Raw genomic sequence first — 22,394 nt, 5'->3', positions numbered from 1 at the left:
CGTCCTCCATGCATCATGGCCGGGCTCGTCCCGGCCATTTGCGTTTTTGAAGCCTTGATATGGTGTGAGGACGCGGATACCCGCGACGCGTCCTATCGCCCGATCACCGCGTCCCAGAGCGGCAGGCTGATCAGCGCGCTCAGGAAGATCACCAGATAGGCGCCGCGCCGGAACGTTTGCTCCGAAGCCAGCCGGAAGCCATGCGTGCCGGCCCAGAGCCCGACGCCGTAGATTGCGAACAACGGCACCGCCATCATCAGGGCCCCACCGGTCAGGATGCCCTTCCACCACAGGACCGTGCCGCTGATCAGCGTCGAGACGCCGAAGAAGGCCTGCATGTTGGCCCGCGTCTTGTGCCGGTCGTTGCGCTGCGCGCCTAGCCAGAACACCGCGAGCGGCATGCCGCCGATCGAGGCCATGCCGTTGAACAGCCCCGACAGGGCGCCCACCCCAAGCGAGAGCGGGATCGTCGGCCGCCCGTGATAGCGCCAGCCCGAGGCCATCAGGCCCACCGCACTGAGCACGAGCAGAGCGAGCACCCAGCGCATCGTCTCGCGGTCGAGCCAGATCAGCAGCCAGATTCCGGCCGGCAGGGCGAGCGTCGCGGTCAGCAGCAGCGGCAGGATTTCGCGCCATTCCGCCGTCTTGGCGCTGCGCGCCGCGATCGGCAGCGCGAAGGGCAGATCGATGAACCAGATCAGGCCGAGCGCCGCGACCGGCCCGAGGATCATCGAAGCCAGCGGCATGAACACCATCGCGAAGCCGAAGCCGGTGAAGCCACGCACCAGCCCGCCGAGCAGCGTTGCAGCCAGCAGGACGGCGATGCCATCGGCCGTGAGGCCCGGCATGAAGGAAGACAGGTTGAAGGACATGGCACCGGCTGAGGAAGAAAGATGCGGCGAACCATGCCCACGGGCGGGCGGCAAGAACAACTTTCCTTTTTGATGTCATCGATCAGGGGAATTCATCCAGCCCCATCGCGCGGCCTGTCTCGGCGCGGGACAAATCCGAAACATCCGCTAGGTTGAACTAGACATGGCACCCCCGATTCGCATCCTCGGCATCGACCCCGGCCTCCGGAAGACCGGCTGGGGCATCGTCGTCTCTGAAGGCAGCAAGCTCTCCTTCGTCGCCTGCGGCTGCGTCGAGAGCGACGGCGCGCTGCCGCTCGGCCAGCGCCTGCGGCAATTGCACGAGGGCCTGAACAAGGTCCTCGCCGCGCATCGCCCGCACGAAGCCGCTGTCGAGGAGACCTTCATCAACCGCGACCCGCAATCGGCGCTGAAGCTCGGCCAGGCCCGCGGCATCGCACTGGTCGTGCCGGCGCTCGCCGGACTCGATGTCGCGGAATACGCCGCCAACCTCGTCAAGAAGACCGTGGTCGGCGTCGGCCATGCCGACAAGAAGCAGGTCCAGGCGATGATTCGCGTGCTCCTGCCGAAGGCCGAGACCTCATCGGCCGACGCGGCGGACGCGCTCGCAGTCGCGATCTGCCATGCCCAACATCGCGGCATGAAGGCGCTGGTCGCGCAGATGAAGGCATCATGAGCCCCATGCTGCCGATCGACATTTTTCGCGACACTCCCTCGCGCGGGTCATCCCGGACGGAGCGCAGCGAAGATCCGGGATCCATTCCGGAACCTCACCGAGACATGTTCCGGAATGGATCCCGGGTCTCCCTGCGGTCGCCCGGGATGACAGGCGGTGGAGAAAATCGATGATCGGCAAGCTCAAGGGCCTGATCGATTCCTATGGCGAGGACCACGTCATCATCGACGTACAGGGCGTCGGCTATGTCGTGCAATGCTCGGCGCGCACGCTCCAGCGCCTGCCCCAGCCGGGCGAGGCCGCCGCGCTCTCGATCGAGACCCATGTCCGCGAGGATGCGATCCGCCTCTACGGCTTCATGTCCGACAATGAGCGCGACTGGTTCCGCCTGATGCAGGTCGTGCAGGGCGTCGGGGCCAAGGTCGCGCTCGCGATCCTCTCGACGCTCGATCCGGGCGGGCTGGCCACCGCCATCGCCACCAACGACAAGGCCGCGATCGCGCGCGCCCCCGGCGTCGGCCCCAAGCTCGCGCAACGCCTCTGCGCCGAGCTCAAGGACAAGGCCCCGGCCTTCGGCCATATCGATCCGGGCGTGGCGCAGCTCGCCGGCGCGCTGGAGGACAGGAAGCTGCCGCAGCCCATCGCCGACGCGGTGTCCGCGCTCGCCAATCTCGGCTATCCTCAGGCGCAGGCGGTGGCTGCCGTGGCGGCTGCCGCCAAGGCCGCCGGCGATGGGGCCGGCACGGCGCAGCTGATCAAGCTGGGCCTGAAGGAACTGGCGAAGTGAGCGAAGCGCCCGACGAGCTTCAATTGCGCGTCGTGACCGACAAGACCGAGCTCTGCCGCATCATGCTGGCGAGCTGGGGTTCGCACAGCATGATGATCGGCCTGCATGTCTACGACGTCGCCGAGATCGATGCGCTCGGCCTGTTCGACAGCTCGGGCAAGACCGCCGCGCTGGCGAGCTGGACGGTGCGGGGCGACAGCGCCTATCTCTGCGCACTCCATTCGCTGAAACCGGGCGAAGGCGTCGCCATCCGCATGCTGGACGCCGTGATCTTCGCGGCACGCAAGGCCGGCGCCGGAAAACTGAAAGCCATGCTCACCAATGACAACATGCCCGGCATGACCTTCTACCAGCGCCGCGGCTTCCGCCTCTCGGGGCTTTATCTGGAAGCGATCGACGCCTATCGCTCGGTCGTGCCTGGCATCATCAAGACAGGGTACAAGGACATTCCGATCCACGACGCCATCGAGCTGGAGATCGCGCTGTGAGCGACCCCAAGCGCTCCGGCCTGATGACGGCCGAACGCCGCGACGACGACAGCGAGACCTCGCTGCGGCCGCTGTCGCTGTCCGATTTCACCGGCCAGGCAGCGGCGCGCGCCAATCTCCAGGTCTTCATCAACGCGGCCAAGAGCCGTGGCGACGCGCTCGACCATGTCCTCTTCGTCGGCCCGCCCGGCCTCGGCAAGACGACGCTGGCGCAGATCGTCGCGCGCGAGCTCGGCGTCAATTTCCGCTCGACCTCCGGTCCCGTGATCGCCAAGGCCGGCGACCTCGCCGCCCAGCTCACCAATCTCGAAGAGCGCGACGTGCTCTTCATCGACGAGATCCACCGCCTCAACCCGGCGGTGGAGGAAATCCTCTATCCGGCGATGGAGGACTACCAGCTCGACCTGATCATCGGCGAAGGCCCGGCGGCGCGCTCGGTCAAGATCGACCTGCCCAAGTTCACCCTCGTCGGCGCCACCACCCGCGCCGGCCTTTTGACCACGCCCTTGCGGGACCGCTTCGGCATCCCGATCCGCCTGCAATTCTATACGGTCGAGGAGTTGCAGGGCATCGTCGCCCGCGGCGCCCGTGTGCTCGGCGTGCCGATGTCGGACGACGGCGCCAACGAGATCGCCAAGCGCTCCCGCGGCACGCCGCGCATCGCCGGGCGCCTGCTGCGCCGCGTGCGCGACTTCGCCATCGTCGACGGCGACCCGATCGTCACCCGCAAGGTCGCCGACAAGGCGCTCTCGCTGCTCGACGTCGACGCCATCGGCCTCGACCAGATGGACCGGCGCTATCTTACCACCGTCGCGATCAATTTCGGCGGCGGCCCGGTCGGAATCGAGACCATCGCCGCCTCGCTTTCCGAGCCGCGCGACGCCATCGAGGAGATCATCGAGCCCTTCCTGCTGCAGCAGGGCTTCATCCAGCGCACGCCGCGCGGGCGTCTGCTCACGCCCCACGCCTTCCGCCATCTCGGCATGCCGGAACCCTCGCGCGAGACGGCACAGTTCGGGCTGTTCGGCAGCGATGAGGACGGTGAGTAAGGCCGGGCCATCGTCCCGCATATGAAGGACGCGGGCATCGCGTCCTTCGCGCTTGATCGCATCGGATCAGTCGCTTTCGGAGTTCGCGCATGCCCGCTCTTCGCTTCGCCTCGTCGGCGGCACTCGCTCTCGGCCTGCTGGCCACCAGCAATGCATTCGCCGCCGACACCACGCCTGATGGCCCGGTGAAGGACGCTTATGCCGCCACCGTGAAGACGTTGGCCGCCTCGGGCGAGCCGCCCTGGCGCCCGCCGCATCGCGACAAGCTGATGAGCAAGGGCCTCGCTGCCCTCTTCGCCCGCGACGATCTCTATCAGGACGAGGCCGGCGAGATCGGCCATGTCGGCGCCGATCCCTTCATCAACGGCCAGGATGGCGAGGTGAAGAACCTCAAGGTCACGGTCACCGAGAAACCCGCGAACGGCCGGGCCCTGGTCAGCGCCGCCTTCCGCAGCTTCAAGCAGCCGGTCACGGTGCGCTTCCGCATGGTCGAGGAAGGCGGCGGCTGGCGCATCGACGACATCGTCAACCGCTTCGAGGGCAAGGACTATTCGGTCCGCGACGAGCTGTCGAAGCCCTATGACTGCGGCTCCTTCATGAACAAGCCCTGCAAGCGCTGAACGCCTGCAGGGCTGGGTATCGGCCTATGGCTGACGCGCGATCTTCGAGCGCATCATCGCCGGGCGAGCCCCTGCATCGTTCAACGCGCCGGATTTCGCCGCCTTCGGATTTTCGACCGACCGCATCCCCTTGCCGGCGGTGCGGTTGGCGGGCCGCTCAGCCACCCGCTGGCGTTGCTTGAGCGCGAGGGCCTTGCGCGCGAGGCTGCGCTGGCTCGGCACCTTTGCCTTCTCCGCCCGGCGTGTGCGCTCGGCACCGACGCGCTTCAACGCTGCCGTCAGCGCGTCGGCCTTGGCCTTGGTTCCGGTATTGTCGCTGGCCGCCTTGGCGCCCTTCGGCTCGGCCTTGCCGCGCATCTCGCGCTTCTGGCGGCGGGCGCCGTCGCGCGCCTTGTCGCGCCGCTCGCGCAGCTTGGCGGCGAGATCGCGCAATTCATCGTCCGGGAGAGCCCCGATCGCACCGCGCTGGCTATGAGCGACGAGATCGCGTTCGGCCTTGTCGAGCAGCCGCGCGGTCGCCTTGCTGGATTGCGCCATGATAGGTCTCCCTTGCTGTGGTCACGCAACGGGCAACGCTTCTCCAGCGGAGCAGTTCCAGCCTTTCCGAAGCCGCATCTGTTGGTTATGGCAGCAGCAATCGCGCAATATCCGTCCGGAGCAGCATGAGCAGGGTCCACCGCCTCGACATCCGCGTTTATTATGAGGACACCGATTTTTCCGGCGTCGTCTATCACGCCTCCTATCTGCGCTTCATGGAGCGCGGCCGCACCGAACTGATCCGCGCGCTCGGCGTCGAGCAGCGCGAGCTCTTCGACGGCGAGACGGCGCTCGGCTTCGCGGTCCGCAAGATGACGATCGATTTCCTGCGGCCCGCGGTCATGGACGACCTGCTGACGGTCGAGACCCGCTCGATCGCGGCCCGCGGCGCCACCATGGACATCGAGCAGCGCGTGCTGCGCGGCGAGGAGGTGCTGATTTCCGCGCAGGTCATGGTTGCCTGCGTCGGCGGCGGCCGGGCCCGGCGCATCCCGGATGGTTTGCGCAAACGGTTGATGCTCGACGACTGAGAAGGCCAACCACCCGGAGCCCTCATCCTGAGGAGCGCCGAAGGCGCGTCTCGAAGGATGCTTCAAGAGGCTCCCGAGCCATCTGGAACATCCTTCGAGACGCCGCTGACGCGGCTCCTCAGGATGAGGGCTTGTGTTGTTACGCCTAACAGTCGACGCAGCCCCACCCGCATGTTAGCGCTCCTTACATGAGCTGGAAGCGCGAACGCCCCGAGACACCCCGCGGTTATCACCATGGCAACCTCAAGGAGGAGCTGGTGCGGGCCGCGCTCGGGCTGATCCGGGAGAAGGGGCCGAACGGCTTCACCTTCGCCGAGGCCGCGCGCATGGCCGGCGTCAGCCCCGCCGCCCCCTATCGCCATTTCCGCGACCGCGACGAACTCCTGGCCGATGTCGCGGCCCGCGGCTTCCAGGCCTTCGAGGCGGCCCTGTCGCGCGCCTGGGACCAGGGCCGGCCCGATCCGGAGACCGCCTTCCACCGGCTTGGCCGCGCCTATCTCGCCTTCGCCCATGACGAACCGGCCTATTACTCCGCGATGTTCGAGGCCGGCGTGCCGCTGGACGCCAGTGCCGAGCTGCGGGCCGCCGCCGACAGCGCCTTTGCCTGTCTGCGTCAGGCATCGGAGGCCCTGATCGCGCAGCTCCCGCAGGGCAAGCGCCCTCCCGCCCTGATGATGGCGCTGCATATCTGGGCGATGTCGCATGGCATCGCCGCCCTGTTCGGCCGCGCCGATGGCGGCCGCCGCCCCCTGCCGATGTCGGCGTCCGACCTGCTGGAGGCCGGCACGCTGATCTATCTCCAGGGCCTCGGCATCGGCCGCAACAGCCCTCCGAAGCCGGACTGATTGATTTTCGCGGGCCGCGTTCTTGACAAGCGGCAGGGTCGGGCGCATCTATGTAAATGTGATTTACATTCACGCTCATGGATGGTGAGGGAGCAATGCCGATCGTCGAGAAACTGGACGAATATGGAAAGGGAGCCTGGATCGCCTTCGCGGTTCTCGGCTTCATCCTCTTCTGGCCCCTGGGTCTGGCGACCCTGGCCTTTCTTTTCTGGAGTGGACGCATGGGTTGTGGATATGCCGGAGACCGGTACGAGCACCGGATGAGCCGCCTTCAGGGCAAGATGGACCGCCTGCGCGAGCGCATGACCGGCCGCGAGGGTCGTTTCGGCGGCGGCTTCGGTGGTTGGGGCGGCCGCGGCGGCCCCACCAGCGGCAACCGCGCCTTCGACGAATATCGCGACGAGACGATCCGCCGGCTCGAGGACGAGCAGCGCGAGTTCCATGACTTCCTGGGCCGCCTGCGCATGGCCCGCGACAAGGCCGAGTTCGATCAGTTCATGACCGAGCGCCGCAACAACCCGCCGGCCAATACCCCGGCCCAGCCGGACGCGGCCTGATATCTGCCGCAACCGATCCGCCCGGGTATACCGGCCTGGCCCGCCTCGACGCTTCGAGGCGGGCTTTTTGTTGGGTGATGACGTCCGGGCGCCCGCTCCAGAGCTCCGACAGGAGCCGCGTACCGACGCTCGGAGCGCCATCCAGCGCCATTGTGGCATCTCGTTCGACGTGACAGGCTGAGCGCCGGGAGGTTCGCATATGCTTTGGTCTCCAGCGCGATCCCTGCTCGCCATCCTGACGACGCTGCTTCTCGGGCTTACGACCGCTCCGCATGCCGAGGAGATCGTCCAGTTCCCCTCGATCACCTATCGCCTGAGCGAATTCCAGAAGGCGCGGGCCACGGCGCGGGGAGAGCGTGCCGAGGCTTCTCCGGGGCTTGTGATCACCGGATATCTCTCGAAGCCGGCCGAAGAACGCAGGCACCCGGCAATCGTCCTGCTGCATGGTTGCGGCGGGTTGAGCATGTTCCATCGACGCGAGGCCGAAGCGATCCGCGACTGGGGCTACGTGGTGCTGGCGCCGGATAGCTTTGCCCCGCGAGGCATGAAAGACGCCTGCGTGCCGGAACGACGTGACATGGCGCCCCGGGTCGAGGACGCGTTCGGGGCGTTGCTCTACCTGTCGAAGCTCCCCTTCGTCGATCCGGCGCGCATTGCCGTCCTGGGCTATTCGCATGGAGGCGGGGTAGCGCTCAGGATTGCGATGCAGTCGCACAAGACACTCTATGAAATGCCCGACGAACTCAGGTTCAGGGCGGCCGCGACATACTACCCCCCCTGCGAGATCCTGACCGAGCGTCTGGTCATCCCGACACTCGTTCTCATCGGCGACAGGGACGATTGGACCCTCGCCTCTCGCTGCGAAACCGCCGCCCGGCGCCAGGTCGGCGGCCCAACCCCGCTGAGCCTCACCGTATTCCCGGGAGTATACCACTCGTTCAATTTTCCCGGGTTCGCGGAGCCGCGCCGAATCTACGGGCACTGGAGCAAATTTGACGAGGCGGCGAGCAAACGGGCGACGTCCGAACTTCACGAATTCCTCGAGCGGGAATTGGCTGGATAGCCTCCGGCTGCGAACCCGTCGCCGGGTATTCGCAGGCGATGCCCGCAACGGATCGGAAGCTGACGGGAGCCGTTATCAGATGCACCGCCCCATGCTAGGATGCGCCCTACGGGGATGGGGTTCCCCCAAAACCGCCCGCCGTGGGCTGATGACTCCTATCAACGCAGCGGCAAAGGCTTCCGAGTCCGGAAGACTCTTGCCCATTTGATAGAGAGCCGCATGTCTTTCACCAGTTGTCTCGTTGTCGTCGTCGGGGGCGCGATCGGCACCTTGCTGCGCTACGTCGTTTCGATCCTCGCGCTCCCGATCAGCCGTGATCTTCCGTGGGGGACGATCCTGATCAACATCACCGGCTCGTTCGTCATTGGCTTCTTCGGCACGATGACTCTGGCCTCGGGGCGGTTTCCGGTCTCGGAAAACTGGCGCCTGTTCGTGATGGTCGGGTTTTGCGGGGGCTACACCACCTTCTCGTCGTTCAGCCTTCAGACGCTCGACCTGCTGCGCGCCGGGGCATTCTATCGCGCCGCCATCAATATCGCCGTGTCGATCGCTCTCTGTGTCACGGCGGTCGCGGCGGGTCACCTCGTCGCGGCGCATTTCAATGGCGGGGCAACTGCCGTCGCTCAGGCGCAGATCGAGGAAGACGGCTGACATCCGCAACGGGCCGGTTTCCCGCCCGCCCGTCCGCCGCGCCTGCGCCTCATCTCCCGCGTATACCCGACATTAACCTTGCCGGATGCTTAACTCGGTCTGGAGCATGCGTTCCGTGGGAAACCCTGTTTCGGCCCATCTTTCGCCGGATTCACGCGCGATTGGAGGGATACGGCATTTCCCCGGATCGCGGATCGGGCGGCGGCGTGGGGCTCCCGCGACGCAAGCGGCGGGGCTTGGACCGGGTTGGAGCCGCAAGGCACCCATCATCGGCCGTACCGCCTGGGTGAGAAGGATGACAGGATGAACCCCGCCGACGTCGCGCAGGCCGCGCCGCAGATCGACATGTCGTTCTGGACGCTGTTCTGGCACGCCCACATCGTCGTCAAGCTGGTCATGATGGGCCTGATCGGCGCCTCGGTCTGGTGCTGGTCGATCATCGTCGACAAGACCCTGCTCTATCGCAGGACGCGCAAGGACATGGACGCCTTCGAGGAGGTGTTCTGGTCCGGCCGCTCGCTGGAGGAACTCTATCGCGACCTCGCCGGCAAGCCGGTCAACGACATGGCCGCGGTCTTCGTCGCGGCGATGCGCGAATGGAAGCGCTCCTTCGAGAATGGCGGGCGCTCGGTCGCCAGCCTCTCCCAGCGCATCGACAAGGTGCTCGACGTCACCATCCAGCGCGAGACCGAGCGGCTCGAATCCAAGCTGCTCGTGCTCTCGACCATCGCCTCGGCGGCGCCCTTCATCGGCCTGTTCGGTACGGTCTGGGGCATCATGACCTCGTTCACCGCTATCGCGGTCTCCAAGAATTCCTCGCTCGCCGTCGTCGCGCCCGGCATCGCCGAAGCGCTCTTCGCGACCGCGATCGGCCTCTTCGCCGCCATTCCCGCGCTGATGGCCTACAACAAGCTCCAAGCCGAGGTCGCCAAGGCGCAAGGCCGTCTCGAAGCCTTCGCCGACGAGTTCTCCGCGATCCTGTCGCGGCAGATCGACGAACGCATGGCCGCGTGAGGGGCTGATCGATGGGTATGTCAGCCGCTTCAGGCGCAAAGGGCTCCGGTCGCCGGGGCCGGCGCGGACGCCGCCACGGCGCCATCGCCGAGATCAACATGACGCCGTTCATCGACGTCATGTTGGTGTTGCTCATCATCTTCATGGTCGCAGCCCCGCTGATCGCGACCGGCGTCCCGCTCGACCTGCCGCAGACCGGCGCCAAGCCGATCAATGTCGACCAGAAGCCCTTGACCATCGCCATCGACAGCAAGGGCCAGATCTTCCTGCAGGACGAGCCGACGCTCGAGCCTGATCTCGTCGCCAAGCTCCAGGGCCTGGCCAAGCAGGGCTTCGACGAGCGCGTCTATGTTCGTGGCGACAAGCTGGTCGATTACGGCCGCGTCGCCTCGGTGATGTCGACCATCACCGCCGCCGGCTTCAAGCGGGTCGCGCTCGTCACCGAGCCGGCGAGCCGCTGAAGGTTGAGAGAGTAAGGGTGTTCAGGGCGTGAAGCTTTCGACCTCCGAACCTGGCATGCTGGTGTCGGCGCTCGGCCACGTGACGTTCCTCGTCGCGGGGCTGCTGGCGTTCTCGTCGCCGACGCCGCTACCGGAGAACGAGGAGGCGATCGCCGTCGAGGTCATCGATCCCAGTGCCCTCAACCAGGTGACGCGTGGCGAGCGCAGCGCCGAGAAGGTCCAGGCCCAGCCCACCCCGCGCGCCGAGCGTCAGTCCGAGATGGTCGAGCGCAAGGAAGCCGGCGAGGCCAAGACCGATACGCCTGCCCCGCCCTCGCGCCCGGTCGAATTGAAGACCGCCGAGAACAACGCCTCGACGCCCCCGCCGCCGGCCCGCCCGGCCGAGCAGCCCAAGTCCGAGACCAAGCCGCCCGAACCCGCCAAGCAGCCGCCGCAGAAGAGCGAGGCTGCTGCCGCCCGCGAGGCCGAGCAGAAGCGCGAGGAACAGGCCAAGCTCGCCGAGGAGGCCGAACTCGCCTCGAAGGCGAAACAGGCCGAGGAGGAGGCGAAGGCCACCGCCAAGGCCAAGGCGGAAGCCGACGCCCAGGCTGCCAAGCGCGCCGCCGATGCCAAGGCCAAGGCCGAGGCGCTCGCCAAGGCGGAAGCCGACAAGGCTGCGAAGGAAAAGGCGGAGGCGGCCGCCAAGGCAAAGGCGGAGGCCGAGCAGAAGGCGAAGATCGCCGCCGCGGCGAAGGCGAAACAGGAGGCGGAGGCCAAGGCGAAGAAGGAGGCGGAGATCGCCAAGAACTTCAACGCCAGCGACATCGCCAAGCTGCTCCAGTCCAAGGAGAAGGCGCAATCCTCCGGCTCTTCGGCGCCGCAGATCAACCGCACAGCCTCGCTCGGCACCGAGCGCGGATCTTCGCAGAAGCTCAGCCCCTCGCTCAGGGCCCAGCTCATCGGCATCATCCAGGATCAGCTCCTGAAATGCTGGAACGTGCCGATCGCGCTCGCCAACGCCCGTGGCGGCAGCAATGTCGTGCCTTCCGTGCGGATGAAGCTCAACACCGACGGCTCGCTCATCGGCCAGCCCGGCGTGATCAATTCCTCCGCCGATCCGCTCTTCCGGGTCGCCGCCGATTCGGCGCTGACCGCCACCCGCCGCTGCGCGCCGTTGCGCATCCCGGCTCAATTCGCCTCCTATTACGACGACTGGCGTGATGTCGTCGTCAATTTCGACGCCAGGGACGTCATGTGACCCCGATGATCGACCGCACCCCCCTTCCCCGTCTCGCGGCTGCGCCCACCCGCCGCCGTCTCCTTGCCACCGCCGGCGCAGCGCTGCTGCTGCCCACCGCGGCCAAGGCCGAGCTCATCATCAATCTGACCGGCGGCGCCTTCCAGCCGATGCCGATCGCCATCGCCGATTTCGGCGGCGAAGGCAGTGTGCTCGTCTCCGGCGTGATCACCAACAACCTGAAGCGCTGCGGCTACTTCACCCCCATCGACAAGAGCCGCCATCCCGAGAAGAACCCGCCCTTCGACGCGGCGCCGCAGTTCCAGGCCTGGCAGGCCGCCGGCGTGCAGGCCCTCGTCACCGGCCGCGTCTCCCGCGAGGCCGGCCGCATCCGCGCCGAGTTCCGGCTCTGGGACGTCGCCACCGGCACCCAGACCGACGGCCAGCAATATTTCACCGACCCGAGCAACAACCGCCGCGTCGGTCACATCATCTCGGACGCGATCTTCTCGAAGATCACCGGGCTCGGCGGCTTCTTCGATACCCGCGTCGTCTTCGTCGACGAATCCGGGCCGAAGGAGACCCGCCGCAAGCGCCTCGCCATCATGGACCAGGACGGCGCCAATGTGCGCTACCTGACCAATGGCGACGTCTCGGTGGTGACGCCGCGCTATTCGCCGGTCTCGCAGGACGTCGCGTTCATGTCGCAGCGCCAGGGCGAGCAGCCGCGCGTGCAGGTCCTCAACATCGAGACCGGGCAGCGCCAGATCGTCGGCAACTTCCCCGATATGAGCTCGAGCCCGCGCTTCGCACCGAACGGCCAGCGCGTCGTGCTCTCGCTGCAGCAGGGCGGCAACGCTAATCTCTACGCCATCGACATCGGCTCGCGCACGACGCAGCGCCTGACCTCGACGGCGGCGATCGACACCTCGCCCTCCTATGCGCCTGACGGCTCGCGCATCGTCTTCGAGAGCGACCGCGGCGGCCAGCAGCAGCTTTACGTGATGCCGGCCGGCGGCGGCGAGGGCCAGCGCATCTCCTTTGGCCAGGGCCGCTACTCGCAGCCCTCCTGGTCGCCGCGCGGCGATCTCATTGCCTTCACCCGCCAGGGCGGCGGCGGCTTCGCCATCGGCGTGATGCGGCCGGACGGCTCGGGCGAGCGCATCCTGACCGAGGGCTTCCACAACGAGGCCCCGAACTGGGCGCCGAACGGCCAGTACCTGATGTTCTTCCGCGATCCGGGCGGGCAGTCCGGCGGCAAGCTCTATATGGTCGACATCACCGGCCGCGTCGAAGTGCCCGTGCCGACCCCGGCCTTCGCCTCCGACCCGACCTGGTCGCCGCTGCTCAGCGGCGGGCGCTGAGGCGAAAAGCGATCGTCACCTGTGGATTCTGCGAAGCCGCCCGACGAATTCGGGCGGCTTCTGCTTTTTGGGCCCCAACCGGCCCGCTCAGTCGCGATAGACCGGTTCCTCGGTGTCGAGCTGCCGGCGGATCGAGGCCAGATGGAGCCGCGCGGATTCCGGATCGCCCTCGCGCATCTGGCGATAGGCCGCCTCCGCGATCTCGGGCTTCACCGGCTTGACCTCGCGCCCCGTCGCCAGCGCCAGCGCCTGCACCTCGCAGGCCCGCTCCAGATAATAGAGATCGTCCCAGGCCTCGGCGATGGTCGGCCCGAGCACCATGACGCCGTGATGCTTCATGAAGACGATATCGGCATCGCCGACCGCAGCCGCGATGCGGTCGCCCTCGCGCTCGTCCAAAGCCAGCCCGTTATAGTCGCGGTCGACAACGGTGCGGCCGTAGAACTTCAGAGCCGTCTGGCCGGCGAAGATCAGCGGATCGCCCTCAGTCATCGAAAGCGCCGTCGCGTAAGGCATATGCGTGTGGAAGGCGACCTTGGCGCGCGGGACGTTCTTGTGGACCCGGGCGTGGATGTAGAAGGCGGTCGCCTCCGGCTGCCCCTCGCCTGAGACGACTTGGCCGTGGAAGTCGCAGATCAGCAGCTTCGAGGCGGTCAGCTCCCGGAAGGCCCAGCCATAGGGATTGACGATGAAGAGGTCGTCATAGCCCGGCACCAGCGCGGAGAAATGGTTGCAGATGCCTTCCTCGAAGCCGTAGCGCGCCGCCATCCGGAACGTCGCGGCGAGATCGCGGCGCGCCTCCCACACCACCTCGGAGTCGAGATCGGGCTGGCTCGGGCCGCGGATCGGCGCCGCGCTCGCAACAGCGGAATTGAGGGAATGAGCCATCACGATCTCCGGTCGAAACAGGACGGCGAACCGAAGCAGGCATCGGGCCGCATGCTCCTACGATAGAACGCAGCGGACGAAAGATGCGCTGCAATTCTGCACCCTGTTTGCGCAATTTTTTCGCGATCAGCCGGAGACTTGACCTGCCTTCAGGCCTGACGCCGGCCGCGCCATCTCGCGGCGTAAGGCAGGATGAACATATAGAGCCCGCTGAACAGCAGCAGGAAGAGCGGTAGCAGGGGCGAATAGACGATCCAGGCCGGCGGCTCGCCGCGCGCCATCGCGGCGAAATTCGCGAGGACGGTGGCCGTGAAAATCATCGACAGCCAACGATGGCCCTGCCGGATTGCAGTGCTCCAGGTCAAGGAAAGCTCCTTTTATGAGGGGATAGGAGGAGTGGCGCCGCCTCAGCCGGCGCGCGCCACGACCTCTTCCAGCTTGGCGAAGAACTGCTGCCAGCCGGCCTTGGCGCCGCCGAGGGCCTGCTTCTGCTCCGGCCCGAAGCCGACCTGTTCCATGCGCAGATGCGTGCCCTTGGACGACGGCGTCAGCGTGAAGGTCACGACGCTCTTGAGGGCATAGGCCGGGTCATCATGCGCGAAGTCCCAGCTATAGGAGAGCGAGCGGTTGGGCTCCACGGTCAGCACCTCGCAATCCAGCACCCCGCCCCAGTCGCCGCTCAGATTGAAGCGATGGCCGACGGTCGGCACGAAGTCGTTCTTCATCAGCCATTCGGCGATCAGATGCGGCTGCGTCAGCGCACGCCAGAGCTTCTCCGGTGGATGGGGCATCTCGCGCTCGACGATGACGGAGCGGGTTTCGGTCATTGGTCCATCCTCTTGAGCAGGTCTTCGAGATCGTCGAACCGGCTTTCCCAGTAGCCGGCCATGCGGTTCGTCCAATCGGCGAGAGGCGCGAGCGCCGCGAGCTGCGCGCTGTAATGCGTCTGCCGGCCCTGATGGCGGTCCCGCACCAGCCCGGCCTGCTTCAGCATGGCCAAGTGCTTCGAGACAGCCGGCTGCGACACGCCGGCCTGTGCGGTCAGCGCCGCGACCGTCTGTTCGCCCTGGCTGCACAGGCACTCGAAAATGCCCCGCCGCGTCGGGTCGGAAAGCGTCCTGAAGAGAAGGTCATGCGTGCCGGGCATCGGAATTCCATAACCATATGGCTATGAATTATCCATAACCACACAGCTATGAATTCGTCAACCGGAAAGCTCCGATCTTTTTACCGGGTGTCCGTGTCGCGCTACGGCCCAACCCATTCGCCCTGCGGAGCCTCCCTGTGCTCCCGACGCAACAGCCCGGCTCGCAAACGCCTTTCGCCACATTTGGTTAACCATAAGCCGCAATGCCGCCACTTCGCCCTGATTTGGCAAGGTCTCGTTTAGGTTGACGCTTCATTGATGAGGCTTCGCGAAGCCCTCCTCGAAGTGCGCGCCACAAAATTCGATTGCCCCGGAGTTCAGCCATGTTGACCACTCTCCTTCCCGGCGGCCGTGCCGTCCGTTTCGCCGCCGCCATCGCCGCCACGCTCGCGCTCGGCGCCTGCGCCAAGGACCAGAATGCCGATGCCTCGGGCTTCGGCGCCGGCGGCGCCGCGACCCCGGGCAGCGCGCAGGACTTCGTCGTCAATGTCGGCGACCGCGTCTTCTTCGAGACCGACTCCACCGACCTGACCCCGACCGCGACCGCCACCCTCGACAAGCAGGCCGGCTGGCTCCAGCGCTATCCGCGCTACACCTTCACCGTCGAAGGCCATGCCGACGAGCGCGGCACCCGCGAGTACAACTATTCGCTCGGCGCCCGCCGCGGCCAGACCGTGCGCGACTACCTCGCCTCGCGCGGCATCGCGGCCAACCGCATGCGCACCATTTCCTACGGCAAGGAGCGCCCGGTCGCGGTCTGCAACGACATCTCCTGCTGGTCGCAGAACCGCCGCTCCGTCACGGTGCTGGACGGCGCCGGCGGCGCGCCTGGCGTCTGATCGCTGCGCAGTTAGAAAAGAAAAGGCCCCGGACGACATCGTCCGGGGCCTTTTCTGTTTCCGGGCGGAAGCCGTCACCCCACCGCGGTCGGGATCAGGCTGCGCGCCACGCCTTCGATCCGCTCGGCTGCCGCGACGAGCGCTTCCGCCGCCCGGTCCTCGACCTCGCCGAGCCGCTGGTCGGCAGCGCCGGCATTGCCCTGCGTCGCCGCGAGGTCGGCTTCCAGCTTCGCCAGTCGCCGCTTCAGTTCATGGACCTCGTCGGCCACCATCAGCGCGGCCATGACGTGCAGGCGCATGTCGCCGATCTCGCCGAAGGCCTCGCGCATTTCGCCGATCTTCTCGTCAAAGAACCGGGCGAGCCCCTCGAGATGGCCCTCCTCGCCTTCCCCGCAGGCCATGCGGTAGGCTTTCCCGGCGATCATGACGTTGACTTGCGGCATTCCCTCTCCAGTCCTCGCTTTAGGGTCTGTGCTCATTATGAACGATGTTTTGACGCGAGGCATTTTGGTCGGCGGGCAGGAGCGTGGCCGCAGCAAACCGCCCGGTTTGCAAGGCCGCGCGACGCACCCGCCGCCCAAAAGGCCCGCGCCCCTGCGGGGTCGGGCGAAAACGGCCGATAGCTGTGTCGGTCCCTTGCCCGATGCCTGGGGCATCGGGCGGCGGGCTCCTCCTTGCTCTTGGCCGTTTTGGCCCGATCAAAACATCGTCCATAACGAGTACAGACCCTAGCTTGCCTCGGGCTCCGGCGGCTGCTGCGCCTCCACCCGCGCGATCACGGCGCCGACGACGTTCATCGCCCGCTCCAGCCGCTGGTCGACATCGGCGGCGGCCGTCTCGACCTGCCCGAGCCGCGCCATGGCGCCGTCGAGATCGGCTGCGAGGCGCGCGCGATCGTCCTGCATCAGGGCGAGTTCGGTTTCGAGGTTGCCATGTCCACGCTCAGCCTCGACCCGCCGCCGCGCCGCCGCTTCCAGCTGCCCCAGCGCCGTATCCAGGCGCGCCAGCGCATTGTCCAGCATCAGGCTCGCCACCGTCGTTCTCCTTTCAGATCGAAGCCGGCTCACACGATTCGTCCAGCGAATTTACATGAGAACGCGGGAAAACAGGAATCGGCCCCATCCGAGAGCGTGAACGCGCCGGTTCGGACGGAACCATGCGAAAAACCTGCGGCAACCGGCTCCTGCGACCCTGAAACCCGGCTTGCGTGAATTGACTCGTGGCGAGCGCAAGGCCTAATCCACCGGTCCTTTTCCAAGCCTGCCGACATCGCCTGCCCGCCGGCCCCATTCCTGCCTTTCCCGCAGGTTCGGATCGGCCTCAAGCCCGCCAGACTTAAAGCCCGTGAGATCATCATGACCACCATCGACCGCGCCCAGCACGACAAGCTCGCCAACGCCATCCGCGGCCTGGCGATGGACGGTGTCGAGAAGGCCAAGTCCGGCCATCCCGGCCTGCCGATGGGCGCTGCCGACGTTGCCGCCGTGCTGTTTACCCGCGTGATGAAATATGACGCCGCCGATCCGCGCTGGCCGGACCGCGACCGCTTCGTGCTCTCCGCCGGCCACGGCTCGATGCTGCTCTACGCCCTGCTCTATCTCACCGGCGCGCCCGGCATGGCGCTCGACGACCTCAAGGCCTTCCGCCAGATCGAGTCGAAGACCCCCGGCCACCCCGAGAACTTCATGACCGCCGGCGTCGAGACCACCACCGGCCCGCTCGGCCAGGGCCTCGCCACCGCCGTCGGCATGGCCATGGCCGAGCGCATGCTCGCCGCCGAATTCGGCAAGAAGGTCGTCGACCACCACACCTATGTGCTGGCCTCCGACGGCGACCTGATGGAGGGCATCAGCCAGGAGGCGATCGCTCTCGCCGGCCACCAGAAGCTCAGCAAACTGATCGTGCTCTGGGACGATAACGGCATCTCGATCGACGGCCCGCTGACGATCACCGACAATGTCGACCAGGTCGCGCGCTTCAAGGCCTGCGGCTGGCGCTCCGAGCGCGTCGACGGCCATGATCCCGAGGCGATCGAGGCCGCCATCCGCCGCGCCCAGAAGTCGAACAAGCCGACCATGATCGCCTGCAAGACCGTGATCGGCTTCGGCGCGCCGAAGAAGGCCGGCACCTCCAAGGCCCATGGCGAGCCGCTCGGCGCCGAGGAGCTTGCCGCCGCCAAGAAGGCGCTCGGCATCACCGGCGGCGCCTTCGAGGTCGCGGCCGACGTGCTCAAGGCCTGGCGCGGCTTCGGAGCTGCCGGCGCCGCCGCCCACAAGGACTGGAGCGAGCGTTTCGCCACCCTCTCCGAGCGCAAGCGCGGCGAATTCGACCGCCGCCTCGTGCACGGTGTCCCGGCCAAGCTCGACAAGGCGATCCTCGCCCACAAGAAGGCGCTGATCGCCGCGCCGCAGACTGTGGCCACCCGCAAGGCCTCGGAGCTGGCGCTGGAAGCCATCATTCCGGTCATGCCGGAGCTGGTGATGGGCTCGGCCGACCTGACCCCCTCGAACAACACCCGCACCAAGGCCGCCGAGGACTTCACCCCGAAGACCCCGAAGGGCCGCTATGTCCGCTACGGCATCCGCGAGCACGGCATGGCCGCCGCGATGAACGGCATCACCCTGCATGGCGGTTTCCGCACCGCCGGCGGCACCTTCCTGGTCTTCGCCGACTATGCCCGCCCCTCGATGCGGCTGGCCGCCCTGATGGGCGCCCCGGTCGTCTACGTCATGACCCATGACTCGATCGGCCTCGGCGAGGACGGCCCGACCCATCAGCCGGTCGAGCAGATCGCCAGCTTGCGCGCCATGCCGAACATGCGCGTCTTCCGCCCGGCCGACACGATCGAGACCGCGGAAGCTTGGCAGGCCGCGCTGGAGCGCACCAACGGCCCGACGGTGCTCGCGCTCTCGCGCCAGAACCTGCCGCAGCTGCGCACCGACGCTTCGGCCAAGAACCGCTCGGCCACCGGCGCCTATGAGCTTCTGGCGGCCGAAGGCGGCAAGGCCCAGGTCTCGCTCTTCGCCTCGGGCTCCGAGGTCGAGCTCGCCGTCGCCGCGCGCAAGCTGCTAGCCGAGAAGGGCGTCCGCGCCCGCGTCGTGTCCGTGCCTTCGCTCGAGCTCTTCCTGGAGCAGGACGAGGCCACCCAGGCAGCGATCGTCGGCTCCGCCCCGGTCAAGATCGCCGTCGAGGCCGGCGTGCGCTTCGGCTGGGATGCCGTGATCGGCCATGACGGTACATTCATCGGTATGCATTCCTTCGGCGCCAGCGGCCCCTACAAGGAGGTCTACAAGCATTTCGGCATCACGGCGGAGGCGATCGCCGACGCCGCGATGAAGCAGCACAACGCCTGAGGGCCGGCCGCAGGCAGGGCTGATATTCCCGAAAGACATCTTGCGTTCGGCCATTCTTTGGCCGAATTGCCCGCGTGGATAGCGACGGCATCGCCGTTTCGCTCGGCGAAGGAGAGGAAGATATGACGGTGAAGGTAGCGATCAACGGCTTCGGCCGCATCGGGCGCAACGTTCTGCGCGCGATCATCGAGTCGAAGCGCAAGGATATCGAGGTCGTGGCGATCAACGATCTCGGCCCGGTCGAGACCAACGCCCATCTCTTCCGCTTCGACTCCGTCCATGGCCGCTTCCCCGGCACCGTGACCGTCTCCGGCGACACGATCGATGTCGGCCGCGGCCCGATCAAGGTCACCGCGATCCGCGATCCCAAGGACCTGCCGCACAAGGCGCTCGGCGTCGACATCGCCTTCGAGTGCACCGGCATCTTCACCACCCGCGACAAGGCCGCCGCGCATCTCGCGGCCGGCGCCAAGCGCGTGCTGGTCTCGGCCCCCTGCGACGGCGCCGACCTGACTGTCGTCTTCGGCGTCAACCATCACGAGCTGACCAAGGACCACGTCGTCGTCTCGAACGCCTCCTGCACCACGAACTGCCTCGCGCCGGTCGTGCGCGTGCTGCATGACAGCATGGGCATCGACAAGGGCTTCATGACCACGATCCATGCCTATACCGGCGACCAGCCGACGCTGGATACGATGCACAAGGATCTCTATCGCGGCCGCGCCGCCGCGCTCTCGATGATCCCGACCTCGACCGGTGCCGCCAAGGCGATCGGCCTCGTCATCCCCGATCTGAAAGGCCGTCTCGACGGCACCTCGATCCGCGTTCCCACCCCGAACGTCTCGGTCGTCGACTTCAAGTTCATCTCGAAGCGCAAGACCACGGTCGAGAAGGTCAACGAGGCCATCATCAAGGCCTCGAAGCGCGGCCCGCTTAAGGGCATCCTCGCCGTCACCGACCAGCCGAACGTCTCGATCGACTTCAACCACGATCCGGCGTCCTCGACCTTCGCCCTCGACCAGACCAAGGTCATGGACGACAAGTTCGTCCGCGTCCTCTCCTGGTACGATAACGAATGGGGCTTCTCGAACCGCATGAGCGACACCGCCGTCGCCATGGGCGCCCTGCTCTGAACCGTCTTACCAAGGCCACGTTCCTCCGTCAGGGCGTGGCCTTGTCCCTGAACAGCAGCAGAAACGGACCGAGCATGGCCAAGATCGAGCCGACAGTAGCGACCCCGCCCGCCCCCCAGACCGAGGCTGCCTCCGCACCGGCCAACCTGGCGCCGGTCCCGGCCTTCCCCTCCGCTTCGACCCCTGCCCCTGCTCCCGCTCCGGCCCCGGCTCCGATACGCGCCGAGCCGGCGCCGGCCGCGACCGAGCCGCGCAAGCTCGACCAGCTCTCCCGCATCGAGGAGAAGGCAGCGCGCATCGAGGAGAAATTCGCCCGCTACGAGGCCGTTCTGACCCGCGCGGAAGCCTCGCTGGAGCGCTCGGCCGGCAAGGTCGACAATGCGGTGGGCACGCTCGACATCGGCGGCATCCGCAACGAGATCGCCGCCCTGCGCCAGCGCGTCGATGCGACGCCGCGGGCCGGCACGCTCTTCGTCACCGCCGCCGTGACCGCGGTGCTCACCGTGCTGCTCACCATCCTCGTCCTGAAATTCGGCGTGCCCGGCCTGTTCGGCGGCCTGCTGCCGCGATGAGCGCCTTCCGCACCCTCGACGATGCCGATCTTGCGGGCAAGCGGGTGCTTGTCCGCGTCGACCTCAACGTTCCCATGGACGGCGACAAGGTCAGCGACACCACCCGCATCGACCGCATCCTGCCGACGATCCGCGAGATCGCCGACAAGGGCGGCAAGGTCGTGCTGCTCGCGCATTTCGGCCGGCCGAAGGGCCGCGACGACAAGAACAGCCTGCGGCAGGTCGTGCCGGCACTGACACAGGCGCTCGGCCGCCCCGTCACCTTCGTCGACGACTGCATCGGCGAACCGGTTGCAAAGGCGCTTGCCGCCGCCAGGAGCGGCGACGTCCTGCTGCTGGAGAACACCCGCTTCCACGCCGGCGACGAGAAGAACGATCCCGACTTCGTCAGGGCGATCGCCGCCAATGGCGACCTCTATGTCAACGACGCCTTCTCGGCCGCGCACCGGGCGCACGCCTCGACCGAAGGCCTCGCCCATGTCCTGCCGGCCTATGCCGGGCGCACCATGCAAGCCGAGCTCGAAGCCCTCTCCGCCGGCCTCGACAACCCCACCCGCCCGGTGATGGCGATCGTCGGCGGCGCCAAGGTCTCGACCAAGCTCGACCTGCTCGGCAATCTGGTGAAGAAGGTCGACGTGCTCGCCATCGGTGGCGGCATGGCCAACACCTTCCTTGCCGCGCGCGGCGTGAACGTCGGCAAATCGCTCTGCGAGCATGACCTCGTCGGCACCGCCCGCGAGATCGAGGAGAAGGCCAAGGCTGCCGGCTGCGAGATCCTCCTGCCGGTCGACGCGCTGGTGGCACGCGAATTCAAGGCCCATCCCGGCCATCGCGTCGTGCCGGTCGGTGAAGTCGGCGCCGACGAGATGATTCTCGATGCCGGCCCGCTCTCGATCGCCGAAGTCGTGCTGCGGCTGGAGAAGGTCAAGACGCTGGTCTGGAACGGCCCCTTCGGCGCCTTCGAGCTGCCGCCCTTCGACACGGCGACCGTCGCCGTCGCCAAGGCCGCAGCCAGGCACGTCAAGGCCGGCGATCTCGTCGCGGTCGCCGGTGGCGGCGACACCGTCGCGGCGATGAACCATGCCGGCGTCATCGACGACCTGTCCTATGTCTCGACGGCGGGTGGCGCCTTCCTCGAATGGATGGAAGGCAAGGCCCTGCCGGGCGTCGAGGCGCTGCGGAAGCAGTGAACAATGCCGCCGGTTGCGTCGCCGGCGGCATTGTTCTTGTCGTCCTAAGAGCAACGGCCATCCCGTATAGATGAGCCGCGCGATGATATGGGCGCGCGATTATTTGACGGTGTCGACGACCGCACAGCGATCGCCACCGTTCGCAACACAGAATGCAACCGCTCTTTTGCTCGCTTCGGCAAGGGAGATAGTGCCTCCCGTCTCCTTCCAGCCACAGCCCTTGGTTTTACCCCTGGCAAAAGCCCTGGGACCGTTTCCGGCGGAATATTTGTCGTAGAGAGCCTGACAGCCTGGGCCCATCCCGACTGGCGCAGCCATCACCGCCGGAGCGGGCAGGAGCAACACGGTAAAAAGAGCGCCCGCAGCACATTTCTGTACAAAATTAGTCATAATGTCCCCCCTTAAGGTCAGCTTGATCAAACAGCCTATAATTTCCAGGGAAAGCAATAGGATAATGGCAGAAACAGTCACATGACTTTTGGTCAAGTTTGACTTGTGGCTTTTTTGCGCACGCTGCCGCAGCTAGCGAGCGTCCTGAACGT

General features: G+C 66.9%; 28 protein-coding genes and 1 riboswitch. Of the genes, 19 read left to right on the top strand and 9 right to left on the bottom strand.

What is annotated here, in order from left to right; translation table 11 throughout:
* Positions 1-92: 92 nt before the first annotated feature.
* Entirely contained in the window at positions 93-872 is a 780-nt protein-coding gene (locus tag AC1RLU_RS02690; protein WP_061969819.1) for a sulfite exporter TauE/SafE family protein, read from the bottom strand.
* 163 nt (positions 873-1,035) lie between these two features.
* Here AC1RLU_RS02690 and ruvC point away from each other — a divergent pair, with 163 nt between their 5' ends.
* The 5 genes from ruvC to AC1RLU_RS02665 all read left to right on the top strand — a co-directional run bounded on the left by ruvC (position 1,036) and on the right by AC1RLU_RS02665 (position 4,492).
* The gene (gene ruvC / locus AC1RLU_RS02685; protein ID WP_061969820.1) at positions 1,036-1,548 is read left to right on the top strand and encodes a crossover junction endodeoxyribonuclease RuvC; all 513 of its coding nucleotides are present in this window, start codon (positions 1,036-1,038) and stop codon (positions 1,546-1,548) included.
* 169 nt (positions 1,549-1,717) lie between these two features.
* Positions 1,718-2,335, top strand: a complete 618-nt coding sequence (ruvA, locus tag AC1RLU_RS02680; RefSeq protein WP_091857051.1) for a Holliday junction branch migration protein RuvA — start codon at positions 1,718-1,720, stop codon at positions 2,333-2,335.
* On the top strand, positions 2,332-2,823 hold the full coding sequence (locus AC1RLU_RS02675; protein ID WP_091857050.1) for an N-acetyltransferase: 492 nt from the start codon (positions 2,332-2,334) through the stop codon (positions 2,821-2,823). The genes ruvA and AC1RLU_RS02675 overlap by 4 nt, the downstream gene beginning before the upstream one ends.
* A 23-nt stretch (positions 2,824-2,846) precedes the next feature.
* Positions 2,847-3,872, top strand: a complete 1,026-nt coding sequence (gene ruvB / locus AC1RLU_RS02670; protein WP_113587912.1) for a Holliday junction branch migration DNA helicase RuvB — start codon at positions 2,847-2,849, stop codon at positions 3,870-3,872.
* An 89-nt stretch (positions 3,873-3,961) separates the two neighbouring features.
* Complete coding sequence (locus tag AC1RLU_RS02665; protein WP_492793716.1) at positions 3,962-4,492, top strand: DUF3828 domain-containing protein; 531 nt, start codon at positions 3,962-3,964, stop codon at positions 4,490-4,492.
* Between the two features lie 24 nt (positions 4,493-4,516).
* On the opposite strand, the gene AC1RLU_RS02660 is transcribed toward AC1RLU_RS02665, so the two are convergent.
* Positions 4,517-5,029, bottom strand: a complete 513-nt coding sequence (locus tag AC1RLU_RS02660) for a hypothetical protein (RefSeq protein WP_091857048.1) — start codon at positions 5,027-5,029, stop codon at positions 4,517-4,519.
* Positions 5,030-5,154: 125 nt separating this feature from the next.
* On the opposite strand from AC1RLU_RS02660, the gene ybgC reads away from it, so the two are divergent.
* The 9 genes from ybgC to tolB all read left to right on the top strand — a co-directional run bounded on the left by ybgC (position 5,155) and on the right by tolB (position 12,730).
* The gene (ybgC, locus tag AC1RLU_RS02655) at positions 5,155-5,559 is read left to right on the top strand and encodes a tol-pal system-associated acyl-CoA thioesterase (protein ID WP_061969828.1); all 405 of its coding nucleotides are present in this window, start codon (positions 5,155-5,157) and stop codon (positions 5,557-5,559) included.
* Positions 5,560-5,747: 188 nt separating this feature from the next.
* Positions 5,748-6,404: a TetR/AcrR family transcriptional regulator gene (locus AC1RLU_RS02650; protein WP_492793715.1), complete on the top strand. Its 657-nt coding sequence runs from the start codon at positions 5,748-5,750 to the stop codon at positions 6,402-6,404.
* Positions 6,405-6,499: 95 nt separating this feature from the next.
* A complete protein-coding gene (locus AC1RLU_RS02645; protein ID WP_061969832.1) occupies positions 6,500-6,961 on the top strand; it encodes a DUF2852 domain-containing protein in 462 nt (153 codons plus the stop codon).
* Between the two features lie 199 nt (positions 6,962-7,160).
* Entirely contained in the window at positions 7,161-8,024 is an 864-nt protein-coding gene (locus tag AC1RLU_RS02640; RefSeq protein ID WP_492793714.1) for a dienelactone hydrolase family protein, read from the top strand.
* Positions 8,025-8,125: 101 nt separating this feature from the next.
* Positions 8,126-8,189, top strand: a riboswitch (Fluoride riboswitch).
* A gap of 54 nt (positions 8,190-8,243) precedes the next feature.
* Positions 8,244-8,675: a fluoride efflux transporter CrcB gene (gene crcB, locus AC1RLU_RS02635; protein ID WP_492793713.1), complete on the top strand. Its 432-nt coding sequence runs from the start codon at positions 8,244-8,246 to the stop codon at positions 8,673-8,675.
* Positions 8,676-8,978: 303 nt separating this feature from the next.
* Positions 8,979-9,689 carry a protein TolQ gene (tolQ, locus tag AC1RLU_RS02630; RefSeq protein ID WP_061969839.1) on the top strand — a complete coding sequence of 237 codons (711 nt, stop codon included), beginning with the start codon at positions 8,979-8,981 and terminating at the stop codon, positions 9,687-9,689.
* 11 nt (positions 9,690-9,700) lie between these two features.
* Entirely contained in the window at positions 9,701-10,150 is a 450-nt protein-coding gene (locus tag AC1RLU_RS02625) for an ExbD/TolR family protein (RefSeq protein ID WP_061969840.1), read from the top strand.
* Between the two features lie 28 nt (positions 10,151-10,178).
* Complete coding sequence (tolA, locus tag AC1RLU_RS02620; protein ID WP_492793712.1) at positions 10,179-11,387, top strand: cell envelope integrity protein TolA; 1,209 nt, start codon at positions 10,179-10,181, stop codon at positions 11,385-11,387.
* 5 nt (positions 11,388-11,392) lie between these two features.
* Positions 11,393-12,730 (top strand): Tol-Pal system beta propeller repeat protein TolB, encoded by a 1,338-nt coding sequence (tolB, locus tag AC1RLU_RS02615; protein ID WP_492793711.1) that lies wholly within the window; start codon positions 11,393-11,395, stop codon positions 12,728-12,730.
* An 87-nt stretch (positions 12,731-12,817) separates the two neighbouring features.
* Here tolB and AC1RLU_RS02610 read toward each other — a convergent pair whose 3' ends face one another.
* The 4 genes from AC1RLU_RS02610 to AC1RLU_RS02595 all read right to left on the bottom strand — a co-directional run bounded on the left by AC1RLU_RS02610 (position 12,818) and on the right by AC1RLU_RS02595 (position 14,765).
* Complete coding sequence (locus tag AC1RLU_RS02610) at positions 12,818-13,618, bottom strand: aldolase (RefSeq protein ID WP_492793710.1); 801 nt, start codon at positions 13,616-13,618, stop codon at positions 12,818-12,820.
* A 149-nt stretch (positions 13,619-13,767) separates the two neighbouring features.
* Positions 13,768-13,983 carry a hypothetical protein gene (locus tag AC1RLU_RS02605; protein WP_492794332.1) on the bottom strand — a complete coding sequence of 72 codons (216 nt, stop codon included), beginning with the start codon at positions 13,981-13,983 and terminating at the stop codon, positions 13,768-13,770.
* Between the two features lie 42 nt (positions 13,984-14,025).
* A complete protein-coding gene (locus AC1RLU_RS02600; RefSeq protein ID WP_492793709.1) occupies positions 14,026-14,445 on the bottom strand; it encodes an SRPBCC family protein in 420 nt (139 codons plus the stop codon).
* Entirely contained in the window at positions 14,442-14,765 is a 324-nt protein-coding gene (locus tag AC1RLU_RS02595; protein WP_091857040.1) for an ArsR/SmtB family transcription factor, read from the bottom strand. The genes AC1RLU_RS02600 and AC1RLU_RS02595 overlap by 4 nt, the downstream gene beginning before the upstream one ends.
* A 323-nt stretch (positions 14,766-15,088) precedes the next feature.
* Between AC1RLU_RS02595 and pal the strand changes: the two genes are divergently transcribed.
* The gene (pal, locus tag AC1RLU_RS02590) at positions 15,089-15,604 is read left to right on the top strand and encodes a peptidoglycan-associated lipoprotein Pal (RefSeq protein ID WP_061969851.1); all 516 of its coding nucleotides are present in this window, start codon (positions 15,089-15,091) and stop codon (positions 15,602-15,604) included.
* A gap of 74 nt (positions 15,605-15,678) precedes the next feature.
* On the opposite strand, the gene AC1RLU_RS02585 is transcribed toward pal, so the two are convergent.
* Positions 15,679-16,047 (bottom strand): cell division protein ZapA, encoded by a 369-nt coding sequence (locus tag AC1RLU_RS02585; protein WP_061969853.1) that lies wholly within the window; start codon positions 16,045-16,047, stop codon positions 15,679-15,681.
* Positions 16,048-16,332: 285 nt separating this feature from the next.
* Complete coding sequence (locus AC1RLU_RS02580) at positions 16,333-16,638, bottom strand: DUF4164 family protein (protein ID WP_320409881.1); 306 nt, start codon at positions 16,636-16,638, stop codon at positions 16,333-16,335.
* Between the two features lie 321 nt (positions 16,639-16,959).
* On the opposite strand from AC1RLU_RS02580, the gene tkt reads away from it, so the two are divergent.
* The 4 genes from tkt to AC1RLU_RS02560 all read left to right on the top strand — a co-directional run bounded on the left by tkt (position 16,960) and on the right by AC1RLU_RS02560 (position 21,852).
* Positions 16,960-18,957 (top strand): transketolase, encoded by a 1,998-nt coding sequence (gene tkt, locus AC1RLU_RS02575; RefSeq protein WP_492793708.1) that lies wholly within the window; start codon positions 16,960-16,962, stop codon positions 18,955-18,957.
* Between the two features lie 122 nt (positions 18,958-19,079).
* A complete protein-coding gene (gene gap, locus AC1RLU_RS02570; RefSeq protein WP_061970293.1) occupies positions 19,080-20,090 on the top strand; it encodes a type I glyceraldehyde-3-phosphate dehydrogenase in 1,011 nt (336 codons plus the stop codon).
* A 74-nt stretch (positions 20,091-20,164) separates the two neighbouring features.
* Complete coding sequence (locus tag AC1RLU_RS02565) at positions 20,165-20,662, top strand: hypothetical protein (RefSeq protein ID WP_142113118.1); 498 nt, start codon at positions 20,165-20,167, stop codon at positions 20,660-20,662.
* The gene (locus tag AC1RLU_RS02560; RefSeq protein ID WP_492793707.1) at positions 20,659-21,852 is read left to right on the top strand and encodes a phosphoglycerate kinase; all 1,194 of its coding nucleotides are present in this window, start codon (positions 20,659-20,661) and stop codon (positions 21,850-21,852) included. The genes AC1RLU_RS02565 and AC1RLU_RS02560 overlap by 4 nt, the downstream gene beginning before the upstream one ends.
* Positions 21,853-21,951: 99 nt before the next feature.
* Here the strand turns inward: AC1RLU_RS02560 and AC1RLU_RS02555 are convergent, their stop codons facing one another.
* Complete coding sequence (locus AC1RLU_RS02555) at positions 21,952-22,338, bottom strand: hypothetical protein (protein ID WP_492793706.1); 387 nt, start codon at positions 22,336-22,338, stop codon at positions 21,952-21,954.
* Between the last annotated feature and the right edge of the window lie 56 nt (positions 22,339-22,394).

This window comes from Allobosea sp. GW822-FHT05A11 (genome assembly GCF_058800455.1).
Note: the sequence above shows the minus strand (reverse complement) of the source record. Positions and strands in the feature narration are given on the sequence as shown.

Coding starts and splice junctions, on each gene's coding strand:
- ruvC (WP_061969820.1), top strand. CDS start 1,036: ATGGCACCCCCGATTCGCATCCTCGGCATCGACCCCGGCCTCCGGAAG.
- AC1RLU_RS02660 (WP_091857048.1), bottom strand. CDS start 5,029: ATGGCGCAATCCAGCAAGGCGACCGCGCGGCTGCTCGACAAGGCCGAA.
- AC1RLU_RS02640 (WP_492793714.1), top strand. CDS start 7,161: ATGCTTTGGTCTCCAGCGCGATCCCTGCTCGCCATCCTGACGACGCTG.
- tkt (WP_492793708.1), top strand. CDS start 16,960: ATGACCACCATCGACCGCGCCCAGCACGACAAGCTCGCCAACGCCATC.
- crcB (WP_492793713.1), top strand. CDS start 8,244: ATGTCTTTCACCAGTTGTCTCGTTGTCGTCGTCGGGGGCGCGATCGGC.
- AC1RLU_RS02625 (WP_061969840.1), top strand. CDS start 9,701: ATGGGTATGTCAGCCGCTTCAGGCGCAAAGGGCTCCGGTCGCCGGGGC.
- AC1RLU_RS02650 (WP_492793715.1), top strand. CDS start 5,748: ATGAGCTGGAAGCGCGAACGCCCCGAGACACCCCGCGGTTATCACCAT.
- AC1RLU_RS02560 (WP_492793707.1), top strand. CDS start 20,659: ATGAGCGCCTTCCGCACCCTCGACGATGCCGATCTTGCGGGCAAGCGG.
- AC1RLU_RS02585 (WP_061969853.1), bottom strand. CDS start 16,047: ATGCCGCAAGTCAACGTCATGATCGCCGGGAAAGCCTACCGCATGGCC.
- ruvB (WP_113587912.1), top strand. CDS start 2,847: ATGACGGCCGAACGCCGCGACGACGACAGCGAGACCTCGCTGCGGCCG.
- AC1RLU_RS02600 (WP_492793709.1), bottom strand. CDS start 14,445: ATGACCGAAACCCGCTCCGTCATCGTCGAGCGCGAGATGCCCCATCCA.
- ruvA (WP_091857051.1), top strand. CDS start 1,718: ATGATCGGCAAGCTCAAGGGCCTGATCGATTCCTATGGCGAGGACCAC.
- AC1RLU_RS02565 (WP_142113118.1), top strand. CDS start 20,165: ATGGCCAAGATCGAGCCGACAGTAGCGACCCCGCCCGCCCCCCAGACC.
- AC1RLU_RS02645 (WP_061969832.1), top strand. CDS start 6,500: ATGCCGATCGTCGAGAAACTGGACGAATATGGAAAGGGAGCCTGGATC.
- tolB (WP_492793711.1), top strand. CDS start 11,393: ATGATCGACCGCACCCCCCTTCCCCGTCTCGCGGCTGCGCCCACCCGC.
- AC1RLU_RS02610 (WP_492793710.1), bottom strand. CDS start 13,618: ATGGCTCATTCCCTCAATTCCGCTGTTGCGAGCGCGGCGCCGATCCGC.
- AC1RLU_RS02665 (WP_492793716.1), top strand. CDS start 3,962: ATGCCCGCTCTTCGCTTCGCCTCGTCGGCGGCACTCGCTCTCGGCCTG.
- AC1RLU_RS02595 (WP_091857040.1), bottom strand. CDS start 14,765: ATGCCCGGCACGCATGACCTTCTCTTCAGGACGCTTTCCGACCCGACG.
- gap (WP_061970293.1), top strand. CDS start 19,080: ATGACGGTGAAGGTAGCGATCAACGGCTTCGGCCGCATCGGGCGCAAC.
- pal (WP_061969851.1), top strand. CDS start 15,089: ATGTTGACCACTCTCCTTCCCGGCGGCCGTGCCGTCCGTTTCGCCGCC.
- AC1RLU_RS02690 (WP_061969819.1), bottom strand. CDS start 872: ATGTCCTTCAACCTGTCTTCCTTCATGCCGGGCCTCACGGCCGATGGC.
- tolQ (WP_061969839.1), top strand. CDS start 8,979: ATGAACCCCGCCGACGTCGCGCAGGCCGCGCCGCAGATCGACATGTCG.
- ybgC (WP_061969828.1), top strand. CDS start 5,155: ATGAGCAGGGTCCACCGCCTCGACATCCGCGTTTATTATGAGGACACC.